The organism is Burkholderia sp. ABCPW 11 (assembly GCF_001523445.1).
In the GTDB taxonomy this organism is placed as follows: Bacteria; Pseudomonadota; Gammaproteobacteria; order Burkholderiales; family Burkholderiaceae; genus Burkholderia.
On sequence record NZ_LOVM01000093.1, the window covers coordinates 151,929 to 167,687 of the forward strand.

Consider the following 15,759-nt stretch of genomic DNA (forward strand, 5'->3'; position numbering starts at 1 on the left):
CGATGCCGCAACGGCGCAATTTCGCCTAGACTCCACGTCGATCCGGTTTCGTATAAGGAGTACCCGATGTCCACCCTGTATTCGTTCAGCGCAGAGACGCTCGCCGGTGCGCCGGTATCGCTCGATGCGTATCGCGGCAAGGTGCTGCTGATCGTCAATACCGCGAGCGAGTGCGGTTTCACGCCGCAGTACGCGGGTCTGCAGAAGCTGTACGACCAGTACGCGGCGCGCGGCTTCTTCGTGCTCGGCTTCCCGTGCAACCAGTTCGGCAAGCAGGAGCCGGGCGATGCCGCGCAGATCGGTGCGTTCTGCGAGCGCAACTACGGCGTCACGTTCCCGATGTTCGCGAAGATCGACGTGAAGGGCGACCATGCGCATCCGCTGTATCGCTACCTGACCGACGAGGCGCCCGGCATCCTCGGCCTCAAGGCGATCAAGTGGAATTTCACGAAATTCCTGATCGACCGCGAAGGGCGCATCGTCAAGCGCTACGCGCCGTCCACCAAGCCCGACGAAATCGCCGCGGACATCGACAAGCTGCTGTGACGGCGCAGCGCGGCGTGCGCCGCGCCGGTGCAGCGGGCGCGGCGCTCGTCAGGGCCGCTACAGGATCGGCGCGAACAGCCGCGCGACGTGCATCGCGATGCGCCGCCAGGCGGGCGACTGCCGGTATTCGTCCGCATCGACCTGGTACGCCAGCGCGAAGTCGGCATCGAGCATCGTCTCGACCTCGTCGGCGAACGCCGGGTCGACGGTCAGCACCATGACCTCGAAATTGAGGCGGAACGAGCGGTTGTCGAGATTCGCGCTGCCGATCGCCGCCGCGATGCGGTCGATCAGCACGACCTTCTGGTGCAGGAAGCCGGGCCGGTAGCGGAACACCTTCACGCCCGCATCGACGAGATCGCGCGCGTAAAGCTTCGACGCTTCGAACACGACGTAGTGGTCGCGCCGGCTCGGGATCAGGATGCGTACGTCGACGCCGCGCATCACGGCGAGCTTCAGCGCGCACAGCACGGCTTCGTCGGGAACCAGGTACGGCGTGGTGATCCAGACCCGCTCGCGCGCGGCATTGATCGATTCGACGAAGAACAGCGAGCCGGTTTCCTGCTTGTCGGCCGGCCCCATCGGCACCGCGAGGCAATGCATGGCGTCGCCGGGCTGCGCGGGCGGCGGCAACGCGATGGGCGGCAGCTTCTGCGTCGCCCAGTGCCAGTCTTCGGCGAACACGTACTGGATGCTCGCCACCACGGGGCCGCGTATCTCGATGTGGGTGTCGCGCCATGGCGACAGGCGTGGCTTCGCGCCGAGATATTCGACGCCGACGTTGTGGCCGCCGACGAACGCGCGATTGCCGTCGACGACGACGATCTTGCGATGGTTGCGGAAGTTCAGCTGGAAGCGGTTGACGAATTTCCGGTTGGTCGCGAACGGATGGACCTCGACGCCGCCCCGGCGCAATGCGTCGACGTAGCCGTGCGGCAGGTCGAAGCTGCCGATGCTGTCGTACAGCAGGCAGCAGCGTACGCCGGCGGCCGCGCGCGCGAGCAACGAGTCGCGCAGCATCCGGCCGAGCGCATCGTCGCGCACGATGAAGAACTGGACGAGCACGTAGTCGCGCGCGGCGTCGATCGCCGACAGGATGGCCGAGAACGTCGCGTCGCCGTTCACGAGCGTGCGCACCGAATTGCCGCCGAGGAACGGCATGCCGCCGAGCCGCGTGAGCGCGAGCACGGCGGCCTGGCCCAGCGCGTCGGCGGCCGGCCCGTCGGTCGCGTCGGCGGTGCGCCACGGCGCGCGCGGTGTGTGCGTGCGCAACATGTCCAGCTCGTGGCGCCGGGCGTCGACGTAGCCGGAGAATTTGCTGCGGCCGAGGAACAGGTACGGAACGAGCGTCAGGTACGGCATGGCCGTGAGCGAGACGGCCCATGCGATCGCGCCTTGCGACGTGCGCGTGTTCATGATTGCGTGGCAGGCCGCGACGATCCCGAGCACGTGAATGGTCAGGATCAGGGTGCCGAGATGTAGCCAGTCGAGGGTCATGGGCGCGTCAAGGACTCCCGCAGGGGACTCCGGAGGAGATTCCGGAGGTCGTGCGGCCGGGTGGCCGCCTCCGCGCATCTTACCCAACCGTGCGGCGCAACGGTGCGTCGCACGGCGGGCGGTCCGGAAACGCTCAGGCCTTGCGCGGCAGGTCCGACGCCTGGATCAGGAACACGGCGTCGTCGCCCGCGCTGGTGGGCAGCCACGTGAGCTCGAGGCCGCCGAACGCCGCTTCGACGTGCTCGCGCTCGTTGCCGATCTCGACGACGAGCACGCCGTCGTCATGCAGCCAGCGGTGCGCTTCGGCGACGATGCGCCGCACGATGTCCATCCCGTCGTCGCCGCCGGCGAGCGCCATCTCCGGCTCGTGCCGGTATTCGGGCGGTAGCGCGGCCATCGACGCGGCGTTCACGTACGGCGGATTCGTCAGGATCACGTCGTAGCGCGAGTCGGGATCGGTGCGGAACGCGGGCAGCGGGGCGTAGAGGTCGCCGCGGTGCAGCCCGATGCGGTCTTTCAGACCGTAGTCGCGCACGTTGATCTCCGCGACTTCGAGCGCCTTGTCCGACAGGTCGACCGCGTCGATCTCGGCGTTCGGGAACGCGCTCGCCGCGAGGATCGCGAGGCAGCCGGAGCCGGTGCACAGTTCGAGCACCGCGCCGACCTGCTCGGGATCGGCGACGTACGGCTGCAGTCCGTCGTCGAGCAGCTCGCCGATGAACGAGCGCGGCACGATCACGCGTTCGTCGACGTAGAAACGGTGGCCGTGCATCCACGCTTCATGCGTGAGATAGGCGGCCGGCACGCGGTCGGTCGCGCGTCGTTCGATCACCGCGAGCACGGCCGCGATTTCGTCGGGCAGCAGGCGCGCGTCGAGGAACGGCTCGAGCGTGTCGAGCGGCAGGTCGAGCGTATGCAGCACGAGGTAGGCCGCTTCGTCGTACGCGTTGTCGGAGCCGTGGCCGAACGCGAGCTTCGCTTTCGAGAAGCGCGTGACCGCGTAGCGCAGCAGGTCGCGAATTGTGGCGAAAGGTGTCGTCATGCGAGGCTCCGTCAGGCGATCAGTTGTTCGAGCACGCGTCGGTACACGTTCTTCAGCGGGTCGACGAAGCGCACCTCGATGTGCTCGTCGATCTTGTGGATACTGCCGTTCGGCGGGCCGAACTCGATCACCTGCGGGCAGATGCGCGCGATGAAGCGGCCGTCCGACGTGCCGCCCGTCGTCGACAGCTCGGTCGTGATGCCGGTCTCGGCGCGGATCGCGTTTTCCAGCGCGCCCGACAGTTCGCCGCGCGGCGTGAGGAACGGCAGGCCGCTCACCGACCACTTCAGCGTGTATTCGAGGCCGTGCTTGTCGAGGATCGCGTGCACGCGGGCCTGCAGGCCCTCGACCGTGCTCGCGGTCGAGAAGCGGAAGTTGAACAGCAGGTCGGCGTGGCCGGGGATCACGTTGGTCGCGCCGGTGCCGGCATGCAGGTTCGACACCTGCAAGGTGGTCGGCGGGAAGTATTCGTTGCCTTCGTCCCACTGTTCGGCCGCGAGCTCGGCGAGCGCCGGCGCGAGCAGGTGGATCGGGTTCTTCGCGAGGTGCGGATATGCGATGTGGCCTTGCACGCCCTTGACGACGAGTTCGCCGGACATCGATCCGCGGCGGCCGTTCTTGACGACGTCGCCGAGCTCGGCGCTCGACGTCGGCTCGCCGACGATGCAGTAGTCGAGCCGCTCGCCGCGTGCCTGCAGCAGTTCGACGACCTTCACGGTGCCGTCGGTGGCTGGCCCTTCCTCGTCGCTCGTGATCAGGAACGCGATCGCGCCGCGGTGGCCGGGATGGGCCGCGACGAATTCCTCGGATGCGACGACGAACGCCGCGAGCGACGTCTTCATGTCGGCCGCGCCGCGGCCGTACAGCTTGCCGTCGCGATGGGCGGGGATGAACGGCGGCGAGGTCCATTGTTCGAGCGGGCCGGTCGGCACGACGTCGGTGTGGCCCGCGAATGCGAGCAGCTTGCCGTCGCGGCCGTCGGTGCCGCGCTTGACGGCCCACAGGTTGGTCACGCCGTGCGACGCGATGGTCTCGCATGCGAAGCCGAGCGCGGCGAGGCGCTCGGTCATGATCTGCTGGCAATGCTGGTCGTCGGGCGTCACGGACGCGCGGGCGATCAGTTGTTCGGTAAGGGCTAGGGTGGCGGACATGGTTCGGACCACTTTCGATAAAAAATGCCGGCGCGGTGGCCGGCAGCGACAGGGCGTCGGGCGGCGCCTGCAGGCGCCGCGCGGGCGGCCTTATGCGGCAAACAGCGCCGCGTATTGATCGGCCACGAAGCCGAGCGATTTCACGCGACCGTTGACGACGAGCACGGGGCGTTTGATGACCGACGGCTTGTGGATCATCAGCGCGACCGCGCCGGTCTTCGTTTCGGCGGCGGCCTTCATCGCGTCGTCCAGGCCGCGCCACGTGGTGCCGCGCTTGTTCACGAGCGCGTCGAGCGACACGTCCTTCAGCCAGTCTTCGATCAGCGGCGCGCTGACGCCGAGCTTCTTGAAATCGTGGAACTCGAATTCGACGCCGTGATCGTCGAGCCACACACGGGCCTTCTTCACGGTGTCGCAGTTCGGGATGCCGTAGACGACCACGGTGTGCGGCTTCGCCATCAGTCGCCTCGCAGCAGCTCGTTCAGGCCGACCTTCGCACGCGTCTTCGCGTCGACCTTCTTCACGATCACCGCGCAGTACAGGCTGTGCGAGCCGTCCTTCGACGGCAGGTTGCCTGCGACGACGACCGAGCCGGCCGGGATGCGGCCGTAGCTCACTTCGCCCGTCTCGCGGTCGTAGATCTTCGTGCTCTGGCCGAGGTACACGCCCATCGAGATCACCGAGTTTTCCTCGACGATCACGCCTTCGACGACTTCCGAGCGCGCGCCGATGAAGCAGTTGTCTTCGATGATGACCGGGTTCGCCTGCAGCGGCTCGAGCACGCCGCCGATGCCGACGCCGCCCGACAGGTGCACGTTCTTGCCGATCTGCGCGCACGAACCGACCGTCGCCCACGTGTCGACCATCGTGCCTTCGTCGACGTATGCGCCGATGTTGGTGTACGACGGCATCAGCACGACGTTCTTCGCGATGAACGAGCCGCGGCGCGCGATGGCCGGCGGGACGACGCGGAAGCCGCCCGCGGCGAAGTCTTCGGCCGTGTAGTTCGCGAACTTCGACGGCACCTTGTCGTAGAACTGCGAGTAGCCGCCGGCCGGCATCGGCGCGTTGTCCTCCAGGCGGAACGACAGCAGCACGGCCTTCTTCAGCCACTGGTGCACGGTCCAGTTGCCGTCGATTTTCTCGGCGACGCGCAGTGCGCCGCGGTCGAGCTGCTCGATCGCGTGAGCGACGGCTTCGCGGACGTCGGCGGGCGCGGCCTTCGGCGACAGCTCGGCGCGGTTTTCCCAGGCGGTATCGATGATTTGCTGAAGTTGTTGCGACATGTTCGTTTTCGCAGGAGATGGATGGAATTGATCGGGATGGACGATTACCGCGCGAGAGCGCGGCAGAAATCGACGATGCGTTGCGCGCCCTCGACGCATTCGGGGGTGCCCGCGACGAGCGCGATCCGGATGAAATCGCGGCCCGGGTTGGTGCCGTGCGCATCGCGCGCCAGGTACGAGCCGGGCAGAACCGTCACATTATAGTCGGCGTACAGGCGGCGGGCGAACTCGGTGTCCGACAGGCCTGTGCGCGACACGTCGGCCCACAGGTAGAACGCGGCGTCGGGCAGTTTCACGTCGATCACGTCGGCGAGCATCGGCGTGACCGTATCGAACTTCTGCACGTACATCGCGCGATTCTCGCGCACGTGCGCCTCGTCGTTCCACGCGGCGATGCTCGCGTGCTGCCAGACCGGCGACAGCGCGGCGCCGTGGTACGTGCGGTACAGCAGGAATTTCTTCAGCAGCGCGGCGTCGCCTGCGACGAAGCCCGAGCGCATGCCCGGCACGTTCGAGCGCTTCGACAGGCTCGACAGCATCACGAGCCGCTCGAAGCCGCGGCCGAGTCGGTGCGCGGCCTCGAGGCCGCCGAGCGGCGGCGCCGCTTCGTCGAAATAGATTTCCGAATAGCACTCGTCGGACGCGATCACGAAACCGTGGCGGTCCGACAGCGCGAACAGCTCGCGCCAGTCGTCGAGCGTCAGCACGGCGCCCGTCGGGTTGCCGGGCGAGCACACATACAGGAGCTGCGTACGCGCCCACACTTCGTCGGGCACGGCCGCATAGTCGCACGCGAAGTTGCGCGCCGGGTCGCTGTTCGCGAAATAGGGTTCGGCACCGGCCAGGAGGGCCGCGCCTTCGTAAATTTGATAGAAGGGATTCGGACAGAGTACGATCGCCTTCTCGCCGTGCGCGGACGGCCGTGCGTCGATCACGGTCTGCGCGAGCGAGAACAGCGCCTCGCGCGAGCCCGACACCGGCAGCACCTGCGTGGCCGGATCGATCGCCGGCAGCCCGTAGCGGCGCTCGAGCCAGTGCGCGATCGACGTGCGCAGCGCGTCGGAGCCGGCCGTGGCCGGGTACGACGCGAGGCCGTCGAGCGCGGCCACCACGGCGTCGCGGATCAGCGCCGGCGTCGCGTGTTTGGGCTCGCCGATGCCGAAGCTGATCGGTTTGAGGTCGCCGGAAGGCGTCACGTCCTTGAACAGGGCGCGCAGCTTTTCGAAGGGATAGGGCTGAAGCGAGTCGAGTCGAGGGTTCACGGGCGAAGCGGCCATCGCGGCCGGTTGGAGCGAAAGAAGCGGCGGGCGCGCCGCGCGGCTGCGAACGGGCGCGGCGGGCGCGCGGGTCGCAGCGGACGATTATAACGTGACGAAATGCGGTCACGGCCTGCCGGCGCGGCGGCCGTGCCGGTCGAATAAAGGGTATCGAACCAAATGAACAACGCGGTACGCGGCAGCCTGCCGACGCTGGCCATCCTGATCGGCGCGTCGGTATGGGGCCTGATCTGGTATCCGCTGCGGATCCTCGCATCGCTCGGCGTGACGGGCACGCTCGCGAGCGCGCTGACGAGCCTCGTCGCGTTCCTGTTCGTGATCGTCGCGCGGCACCGCACGATCGCGACGCTGCGCTGGCACTGGGTGCTGCCGGGCATCGCGGTGACGGCCGGCGTGACGAACCTCGGGTTCGTATGGGGCACGATCCACGGCGAGGTGCTGCGCGTGATGCTGCTGTTCTACCTGACGCCGGCCTGGACCGCGATCTACGCGCACTTCCTGCTGCGCGAGCGGCTGACCTGGGCGGGCGCGGGGCTGGCCGCGCTGTCGATCGGCGGTGCGATGCTGATGCTGTGGTCGCCGGCGCTCGGCTTGCCGCTGCCGGCCAACCCGGCCGAATGGGCGGGCCTCGCGGCCGGGCTGAGCTTCGCGATGAGCAACGTGCTGGTGATCAAGGCGAGCCGCGAGCTGCCCGACATGCGCGCCGAAATGCGCACCGCGACGCTGTTCGGCGGCGCGGCCGTGTTCGGCGCGATCGCGTCGCTGTTCGAAGGGTTGCCGGCCGCGCCGGCGAGCGGTCAGTTGGGCGTCGCCGCGCTGATCGTCGCGGCGATCGGCGTGACGATGGCGTCGAACAACCTGCTCGTCCAGTACGGCCTCGCGCGCGTGCCGGCGAACCGTGCGTCGATCATCATGCTGTTCGAGATCGTGATCACCGCGCTGTCGGCGTGGGTGTTCGCGAACGAGCTGCCGAGCGCGCGCGAGTGGGCGGGCGGCGTGTGCATCGTGCTGGCGACGCTGCTGTCGAGCCGGGTCCATCGTGCCGCGCCGGCACCGGACAAACCCGGCGACGGTCGGGACGGCGCACGCGCGATGGTATGATGGAAGCCGTTTGCGGGGCCCAACGCTGGATGCGCGCGGCCCCGTTTTTGAATTCCGGGGCGCGTGGCGCGCAGGGGCTCTCCGGCCCCGCGCCGTGCGTCCCCGTCCGTTTCACACCTTCTTCACATCCGATACCGCCGTGCGTCTGAGCTCGATCAAACTCGCTGGCTTCAAATCCTTCGTCGATCCCACGCATTTCCAGGTTCCGGGCCAGCTCGTCGGCGTGGTCGGCCCGAACGGATGCGGCAAATCCAACATCATCGATGCCGTGCGCTGGGTGCTCGGCGAGTCGCGCGCGTCCGAGCTGCGCGGCGAATCGATGCAGGACGTGATCTTCAACGGTTCGACCGCCCGCAAGCCCGGCAGCCGGGCCAGCGTCGAACTGATCTTCGACAACTCCGACGGCCGCGCGGCCGGGCAGTGGGGCCAGTACGGCGAGATCGCCGTCAAGCGCGTGCTGACGCGCGACGGCACGTCGAGCTACTACATCAACAACCTGCCGGCGCGCCGCCGCGACATCCAGGACATCTTCCTCGGCACCGGCCTCGGGCCGCGTGCGTACGCGATCATCGGGCAGGGCATGATCGCGCGGATCATCGAGGCGAAGCCGGAAGAGCTGCGCGTGTTCCTCGAGGAAGCCGCCGGCGTGTCGAAGTACAAGGAACGCCGCCGCGAAACCGAGAACCGTCTGCACGACACGCGCGAGAACCTGACGCGCGTCGAGGACATCGTGCGCGAACTCGGCGCGAACCTCGAGAAGCTCGAGGCGCAGGCTGTGGTCGCGACCAAGTACAAGGAACTCGTCGCCGACGGCGAGGAGAAGCAGCGCCTGCTGTGGCTGCTGCGCAAGAACGAGGCCGCCGGCGAGCAGCAGAAGCAGCAGCGTGCGATCGAGCAGGCGCAGATCGACCTCGAAGCGCAGACGGCGAAGCTGCGCGAAGTCGAGGCGCAGCTCGAGACGCTGCGCGTCGCGCACTACTCGGCGAGCGACGCGATGCAGGGCGCGCAGGGCGCGCTCTACGAGGCGAACGCCGAGGTGAGCCGCCTCGAAGCCGAGATCAAGTTCATCGTCGAATCGCGCAATCGCGTGCAGGCGCAGATCGCTGCGCTGAATGCGCAGCGCGAACAGTGGCGTGCGCAGGCCGAGAAGTCGCAGGACGAGCTCGAGGAAGCCGAAGAGGCGCGCGCGATGGCCGACGAGAAGGCCGCGCTCGCCGAAGACAACGCGGCCGCGAAGCACGATGCGCTGCCGGCGCTCGAAGCGAAGTGGCGCGACGCGCAGGCGCAGCTCAACGACGAGCGCGCGCGGATCGCGCAGACCGAGCAGTCGCTGAAGCTCGAAGCCGCGCACCAGCGCAACGCCGACCAGCAGCTCCAGCAGCTTCAGCAGCGCCACGAGCGCCTGAAGGCGGAGGCGGGCGGGCTGGATGCGCCCGATGAAGCGCAGCTCGAGGAGTTGCGCATGCAGCTCGCCGAGCAGGAAGAGACCCTCGCGCAAGCGCAGGCACGTCTGAGCGATGCGCAGGAGGCGCTGCCGCGCCTCGACGGCGAACGCCGTGCCGCGCAGGAGCGCGTGCAGGCCGAAAGCGCGCAGATCCACCAGCTCGAGGCGCGGCTCGCCGCACTCAAGCAGCTGCAGGAGAACGTGCAGACCGAAGGCAAGATCCAGCCGTGGCTCGACAAGCACGAGCTCGGCGCGCTGCCGCGTCTGTGGAAGAAGCTGCACGTCGAGGCCGGCTGGGAAGCGGCGCTCGAGGCCGTGCTGCGCGAGCGTCTCGCCGCGCTCGAAGTATCGAATCTCGACTGGGTGAAGGCGTTCGCGACCGATGCGCCGCCCGCGAAGCTCGCGTTCTACGCGCCGCCCGCGGCCGGCGAGCCGCCCGCCGCGGTGGCCGGGCTGCGGCCGGTGCTGTCGCTCGTGCGCATCGACGACGCGGGCATCCGCGCGGTGCTGAACGACTGGCTCGGCAACGTCTATGTCGCCGACGACGTCGCGCAGGCGCTCGCGACGCGCACGCAGCTGCCGGCAGGCGGCGCGTTCGTCGTCAAGGCCGGCCATATCGTCACGCGCGTCGGCGTGCAGTTGTACGCCGCCGATTCGGAGCAGGCCGGGATGCTGGCCCGCCAGCAGGAAATCGAAAACCTGGCGCGCCAGGTGCGTGCGCAGGCGCTGCTCGCCGACGAGGCGCGCACGGCTGCCGTGCGTGCGGAAGCCGCGCACACCCAGGCCACGCAGGCGCTCGGCGACGTGCGCGCGCAGGCCGAACGCGCGACGCAGCGCGTGCATGCGCTGCAGATGGATGTGCTGAAGCTCGCACAGGCGCACGAACGCTATACGCAGCGCAGCACGCAGATCCGCGAGGAACTCGAGGAAATCGGCGCGCAGATCGAGGAGCAGCGTGCGCTGCGCGCGGAGTCGGAAGCGAATTTCGAGCGCTTCGACGGCGAGCTCGCGGAACTGCAGGCCCGCTTCGAGGACAATCAGCTCGCGTTCGAGTCGCTCGACGAATCGCTGACGCAGGCGCGTCAGGAAGCGCGCGACCTGGAGCGCGGCGCCAACGACGCGCGCTTCGCCGCACGCAACGCGGTGACGCGGATCGACGAGCTCAAGCGCACGATCCAGGTGGCGCACGAGCAGAGCGAGCGCGTCGCCGCGTCGCTGGAAGACGCGCGCGCCGAACTCGAGACGATCAACGAGCAGACCGCGCACACCGGCCTGCAGGACGCGCTCGAGATTCGCGCGGTGAAGGAAGAGGCGCTGCAGGCCGCGCGGATCGAGCTCGACGACCTGACCGCGAAGCTGCGCGCGTCGGACGAGCAGCGGCTCGTCGCCGAGCGTTCGCTGCAGCCGCTGCGCGACCGCATCACCGAGCTGCAGCTGAAGGAGCAGGCCGCGCGCCTGTCCGTCGAGCAATTCGCCGAGCAGCTCGCGGCCGCCGAGGTCGACGAGGCCGCGCTGGCCGCGAAGCTGACGCCGGATCTGAAGCCGTCGTACCTGCAGGGCGAAGTCACGCGCCTGAACAACGCGATCAATGCGCTCGGCCCGGTCAACATGGCCGCGCTCGACGAGCTGAAGGCCGCGAGCGAGCGCAAGGTGTTCCTCGATGCGCAATCGGCCGACCTGATCGACGCGATCACGACGCTCGAGGACGCGATCCACAAGATCGACCAGGAAACCCGCACGCTGCTGCAGGGCACCTTCGACGAGGTCAACCGTCATTTCAGCGACCTGTTCCCGCGCCTGTTCGGCGGCGGCCAGGCGAAGCTGATCATGACGGGCGACGAAATTCTCGATGCCGGCGTGCAGGTGATGGCGCAGCCGCCCGGCAAGAAGAACGCGACGATTCACCTGTTGTCGGGCGGCGAGAAGGCGTTGACCGCGACCGCGCTGGTGTTCGCGATGTTCCAGCTGAACCCTGCGCCGTTCTGTCTGCTCGACGAGGTCGACGCGCCGCTGGACGACGCGAACACCGAGCGTTTCGCGAATCTCGTGCGCGCGATGTCCGACAAGACGCAGTTCCTGTTCATCTCGCACAACAAGATCGCGATGGAAATGGCGCAGCAACTGATCGGCGTGACGATGCAGGAGCAGGGCGTGTCGCGGATCGTTGCGGTGGACATGGAAACCGCCGCGGGTTTTGCCCAGAATTGACGTTTGACGAAACCGGACCGCGTTCGCGCGGCGCATGGGCGCCCGTTCGCGGTCCCGACGAAAAAGAATTGCTGATGGAGCGTGCATGGACGAGTTGACACTCGGTTTGATCGGCGCGGGCGCCGTCGTGGTGGGCGGCGTCGTGGTCTACAACGCATGGCAGGGCGCGAAGGTGCGGCGCAGGATGCCGCGTCCGATGCCGGAGGAAGCGACCGAGGCGATGAACCGCCCGGAGCGCGACGAAGAGTTGCCGTTCATCGAGCCGGTGCGTCAGCCGGTGCGCCGCGAGCCCGCGACACCGACCGCGACGGCGACTGCGGCCGACGCCGCGCGCGTCGAGCCGACGTTCGGTGGGGCCGCCGGCGGTGCGGCGCCGGCCGATATGCCGGCCGACCTGCAGGCCGAGGCGACGGGCGTCGACACGTCGTCCGAATCGACCGAACCGGCTGCCGGTGAAGAAGCCGTGCCCGCCGCCGCACGCGAAGCGGCGGCCGAATCGGCCGAGCCGACCGAACCGGTGATGCCGGCCGCGACGACGGTCTCGTCGGCGCCGCCCGCGATCGTCGACCGCCGGATCGACTGCATCGTACCGATCCGCCTCACCGGTCCGCTGCCGGGCGACAAGATCCTGCCGGCCGCGCAGCGGCTGCGCCGTGCGGGCAGCAAGCCCGTGCATATCGAAGGCAAGCCGGAAGGCGGCCAGTGGGAGCTGTTGCAGAACGGCGTGCGCTATGAAGAGCTGCGCGCGGCCGCGCAGCTCGCGAACCGCAGCGGCGCGCTGAACGAGCTCGAATTCTCCGAATTCGTGACGGGCGTCCAGCAGTTCGCCGACGCGATCGACGGCGCGCCGGAATTCCCGGACATGATGGAAACGGTCGCGATGGCGCGCGAGCTCGACGCGTTTGCCGCGCAATGCGATGCCCAGCTGTCGATCAACGTGATGTCGGACGGCGCGCCGTGGTCCGCGAACTACGTGCAGGCGGTCGCTTCCCAGGACGGGCTGCTGCTGTCGCGCGACGGCACGCGCTTCGTGAAGCTCGACGCGAAGCAGAACCCGGTGTTCATGCTGCAGTTCGGCGATACGAACTTCCTGCGCGACGACCTGACGTACAAGGGCGGCAACATGATCACGCTGGTGCTCGACGTGCCGGTGGCCGAAGAGGACATCCTGCCGTTCCGGCTGATGTGCGATTACGCGAAATCGCTGTCCGAGCGGATCGGCGCACGCGTCGTCGACGATTCGCGCCGGCCGCTGCCGGAGTCGACGCTGCTCGCGATCGAGCAGCAACTGATGAAGCTGTACGCGAAGCTCGAGGAAGCCGGCATCCCGGCCGGTTCGCCGGTCACGCGGCGCCTCTTCAGCCAGTAACGCGACGGCGCGGACGGCGGTCGGCGGCGCCGTCGTTCGCCGCTGCGGCGCACACCGTTTCGTGTGCGCCGCAGCACGTCATCAGGCCCGCATTGCGCGCCCCGCCGCGGCGTCAAACTGAGATAATCGGGTATCCGATTTTTTCAGAACGAATCTGCCGCCAGCATGGCCCGAACCCAAGCCGAACCGCCAGCCAGCCAGCCCGACGCGCGCGCCGCGTGGCTGCGCGACCAACTCGAGCGGGCGAACTACGCCTATTACGTGCTCGACCAGCCGGATCTGCCGGACGCCGAATACGATCGGCTGTTCCGTGAGCTGCAGCAGCTCGAAACCGACCATCCCGAACTCGTGACGCCCGATTCGCCGACGCAGCGCGTCGGCGGCGAAGCGGCCGGCGGCTTCACGCCGGTCGTCCACGATGCGCCGATGCTGTCGCTGAACAACGGCTTCGCCGACGAGGACATCGTCGCGTTCGACAAGCGCGTCGCCGACGCGCTGGCCAAGACGACCGATCTCGCCGGTTCGGTGACGGACCCCGTCGAATACGCGTGCGAACTGAAGTTCGACGGCCTCGCGATTTCGCTGCGCTACGAGCGCGGCGTGTTCGTGCAGGCATCGACGCGCGGCGACGGGACGACGGGCGAGGACGTGACCGAGAACGTGCGCACGATCCGCTCGATTCCGCTGAAACTGAAGGGCAAGCACGTGCCGGCCGTGCTCGACGTGCGCGGCGAGGTGCTGATGTTCAAGCGCGATTTCGCACGCCTGAACGAACGTCAACGCGCGGCCGGGCAGCGCGAATTCGCGAACCCGCGCAACGCGGCGGCGGGCAGCCTGCGCCAGCTCGACCCGAAGATCACCGCGCAGCGTCCGCTGTCGTTCTTCGCATACGGGATCGGCGTGCTCGACGGCATGCCGATGCCCGACACGCACAGCGCGCTGCTCGACTGGTACGAGGCGTTCGGCCTGCCGGTGAACCGCGAGCGCGCGGTCGTGCACGGCGCCGACGGCCTGCTCGGGTTCTTCCGCAAGGTCGGCGAGAAGCGCGATGCGCTGCCGTACGACATCGACGGCGTCGTCTACAAGGTCAACCGGCGCGACGAGCAGGAGCGGCTCGGCTTCGTGTCGCGTGCGCCGCGCTTCGCGCTCGCGCACAAGTTTCCCGCGCAGGAAGCGCTGACGAAGCTCGTCGCGATCGACGTGCAGGTCGGCCGTACCGGCGCGATCACGCCGGTCGCGCGTCTCGAGCCGGTGTTCGTCGGCGGCGCGACCGTGACCAACGCGACGCTGCACAACGAGGACGAAGTGCGCCGCAAGGACATCCGGATCGGCGACACTGTGATCGTGCGCCGCGCGGGCGACGTGATTCCGGAAGTCGTCGGCGCGCTGCTCGACCGGCGCCCGGCGGATGCGGCCGAATTCGTGATGCCGACCGAATGCCCGGTGTGCGGCTCGAAGATCGAGCGCCTGCCGGACGAGGCGATCGCGCGCTGCACGGGCGGGCTGTTCTGCCCGGCGCAGCGCAAGCAGGCGCTGTGGCATTTCGCGCAGCGCCGCGCGCTCGATATCGACGGCCTCGGCGAGAAGATCATCGACCAGCTCGTCGAGCTGAATCTGGTACGTACGCCGGCAGACCTGTTCAATCTCGGCTTCGCGACGCTGGCCGAACTCGACCGGTTCGCGGAGAAGTCCGCGCAGAATCTGCTCGACTCGCTCGAGAAGGCGAAGCATACGACGCTCGCGCGCTTCATCTACGGGCTCGGCATCCGCCATGTCGGCGAATCGACCGCGAAGGATCTCGCGAAGCATTTCGGCTCGCTGACGCCGATCATGGACGCCTCGATCGAGGAACTGCTCGAAGTCAACGACGTCGGGCCGATCGTCGCCGAGTCGCTCCACCAGTTCTTCGCGGAGGAGCACAACCGGACCGTGATCGAGCAGTTGCGCGCACCGGGCAAGGTCACGTGGCCGGAAGGGCCGCCCGCGCCGAAGGCGCCGCAGGGCGTGCTCGCCGGCAAGACCGTCGTGCTGACGGGCACGCTGCCGAATCTCACGCGCGATGCGGCGAAGGAGATGCTCGAAGCGGCGGGCGCCAAGGTGGCCGGTTCGGTATCGAAGAAGACGGACTACGTGGTCGCGGGCGCCGAAGCCGGCAGCAAGCTCGCGAAGGCCGAGGAACTCGGCATCCCCGTGCTGGACGAAGACGGTCTGCACCAACTCCTGGAGGGCAATACGCCATGATTCGCGAGATCCTGAAGATGGGCGATCCGCGCCTGCTCGAAATCGCCCAGCCGGTCGAGCGGTTCGATACGGCCGAGCTGCACGAGATCGTCGCGGACATGTTCGAGACGATGCACCATGCGAACGGCGCCGGGTTGGCCGCGCCGCAGATCGGCATCGGGCTGCAGATCATCATCTTTGGCTTCGGCAACAACAACCGCTACCCGGATGCGCCGCCGGTGCCCGAGACCGTGCTGATCAACCCGAAGATCGAGTACATGCCGCCGGACATGGAAGAGGGCTGGGAAGGCTGCCTGTCGGTGCCGGGCATGCGCGGCGTCGTCAGTCGCTACGCGAAGGTGCGCTACAGCGGCTTCGACCAGTTCGGCGAGAAGATCGATCGTGTCGCCGAAGGGTTCCACGCGCGCGTGGTCCAGCACGAATACGATCACCTGATCGGCAAGCTGTATCCGATGCGGATTACCGACTTCACGCGCTTCGGCTTTACCGAGGTGTTGTTCCCGGGGCTCGATCCGGCCGACGACGACTGATCGGCCGCGCTCCCGCGGAAAAGAAAAAACCCGCTTGCGCGGGTTTTTTTCATGGCGGGCGCACGTT

Annotated in this window: 12 protein-coding genes; 6 read left to right on the forward strand and 6 right to left on the reverse strand. The window is 68.2% G+C overall.

Annotated features, from left to right (window positions below; genetic code table 11):
* Positions 1 to 66 precede the first annotated feature (66 nt).
* Positions 67 to 546 carry a glutathione peroxidase gene (locus WS61_RS29695; RefSeq protein WP_011549528.1) on the forward strand — a complete coding sequence of 160 codons (480 nt, stop codon included), beginning with the start codon at positions 67 to 69 and terminating at the stop codon, positions 544 to 546.
* A gap of 57 nt (positions 547 to 603) precedes the next feature.
* Here WS61_RS29695 and cls read toward each other — a convergent pair whose 3' ends face one another.
* The 6 genes from cls to dapC all read right to left on the reverse strand — a co-directional run bounded on the left by cls (position 604) and on the right by dapC (position 6,799).
* Entirely contained in the window at positions 604 to 2,043 is a 1,440-nt protein-coding gene (gene cls / locus WS61_RS29700; RefSeq protein ID WP_059505880.1) for a cardiolipin synthase, read from the reverse strand.
* Between the two features lie 133 nt (positions 2,044 to 2,176).
* Positions 2,177 to 3,085, reverse strand: a complete 909-nt coding sequence (prmB, locus tag WS61_RS29705) for a 50S ribosomal protein L3 N(5)-glutamine methyltransferase (RefSeq protein WP_059505882.1) — start codon at positions 3,083 to 3,085, stop codon at positions 2,177 to 2,179.
* Positions 3,086 to 3,096: 11 nt separating this feature from the next.
* The gene (gene dapE, locus WS61_RS29710) at positions 3,097 to 4,236 is read right to left on the reverse strand and encodes a succinyl-diaminopimelate desuccinylase (RefSeq protein WP_059505884.1); all 1,140 of its coding nucleotides are present in this window, start codon (positions 4,234 to 4,236) and stop codon (positions 3,097 to 3,099) included.
* A gap of 90 nt (positions 4,237 to 4,326) precedes the next feature.
* Positions 4,327 to 4,695 (reverse strand): ArsC family reductase, encoded by a 369-nt coding sequence (locus WS61_RS29715; RefSeq protein ID WP_006478478.1) that lies wholly within the window; start codon positions 4,693 to 4,695, stop codon positions 4,327 to 4,329.
* On the reverse strand, positions 4,695 to 5,522 hold the full coding sequence (gene dapD, locus WS61_RS29720; protein ID WP_006759623.1) for a 2,3,4,5-tetrahydropyridine-2,6-dicarboxylate N-succinyltransferase: 828 nt from the start codon (positions 5,520 to 5,522) through the stop codon (positions 4,695 to 4,697). The genes WS61_RS29715 and dapD overlap by 1 nt, the downstream gene beginning before the upstream one ends.
* A gap of 44 nt (positions 5,523 to 5,566) precedes the next feature.
* The gene (dapC, locus tag WS61_RS29725; RefSeq protein ID WP_059505886.1) at positions 5,567 to 6,799 is read right to left on the reverse strand and encodes a succinyldiaminopimelate transaminase; all 1,233 of its coding nucleotides are present in this window, start codon (positions 6,797 to 6,799) and stop codon (positions 5,567 to 5,569) included.
* Positions 6,800 to 6,958: 159 nt separating this feature from the next.
* Between dapC and WS61_RS29730 the strand changes: the two genes are divergently transcribed.
* The 5 genes from WS61_RS29730 to def all read left to right on the forward strand — a co-directional run bounded on the left by WS61_RS29730 (position 6,959) and on the right by def (position 15,692).
* Complete coding sequence (locus WS61_RS29730; RefSeq protein ID WP_059505891.1) at positions 6,959 to 7,900, forward strand: DMT family transporter; 942 nt, start codon at positions 6,959 to 6,961, stop codon at positions 7,898 to 7,900.
* A 139-nt stretch (positions 7,901 to 8,039) separates the two neighbouring features.
* Positions 8,040 to 11,552, forward strand: coding sequence for a chromosome segregation protein SMC (gene smc / locus WS61_RS29735; protein ID WP_059505893.1), 3,513 nt, complete (start codon positions 8,040 to 8,042; stop codon positions 11,550 to 11,552).
* 85 nt (positions 11,553 to 11,637) lie between these two features.
* Positions 11,638 to 12,921, forward strand: a complete 1,284-nt coding sequence (locus WS61_RS29740; RefSeq protein ID WP_059505895.1) for a cell division protein ZipA C-terminal FtsZ-binding domain-containing protein — start codon at positions 11,638 to 11,640, stop codon at positions 12,919 to 12,921.
* A gap of 165 nt (positions 12,922 to 13,086) precedes the next feature.
* On the forward strand, positions 13,087 to 15,162 hold the full coding sequence (gene ligA, locus WS61_RS29745; protein ID WP_059505897.1) for an NAD-dependent DNA ligase LigA: 2,076 nt from the start codon (positions 13,087 to 13,089) through the stop codon (positions 15,160 to 15,162).
* The gene (gene def, locus WS61_RS29750) at positions 15,159 to 15,692 is read left to right on the forward strand and encodes a peptide deformylase (RefSeq protein ID WP_034207668.1); all 534 of its coding nucleotides are present in this window, start codon (positions 15,159 to 15,161) and stop codon (positions 15,690 to 15,692) included. Before ligA ends, def begins: the two co-directional genes overlap by 4 nt.
* Positions 15,693 to 15,759 lie beyond the last annotated feature (67 nt).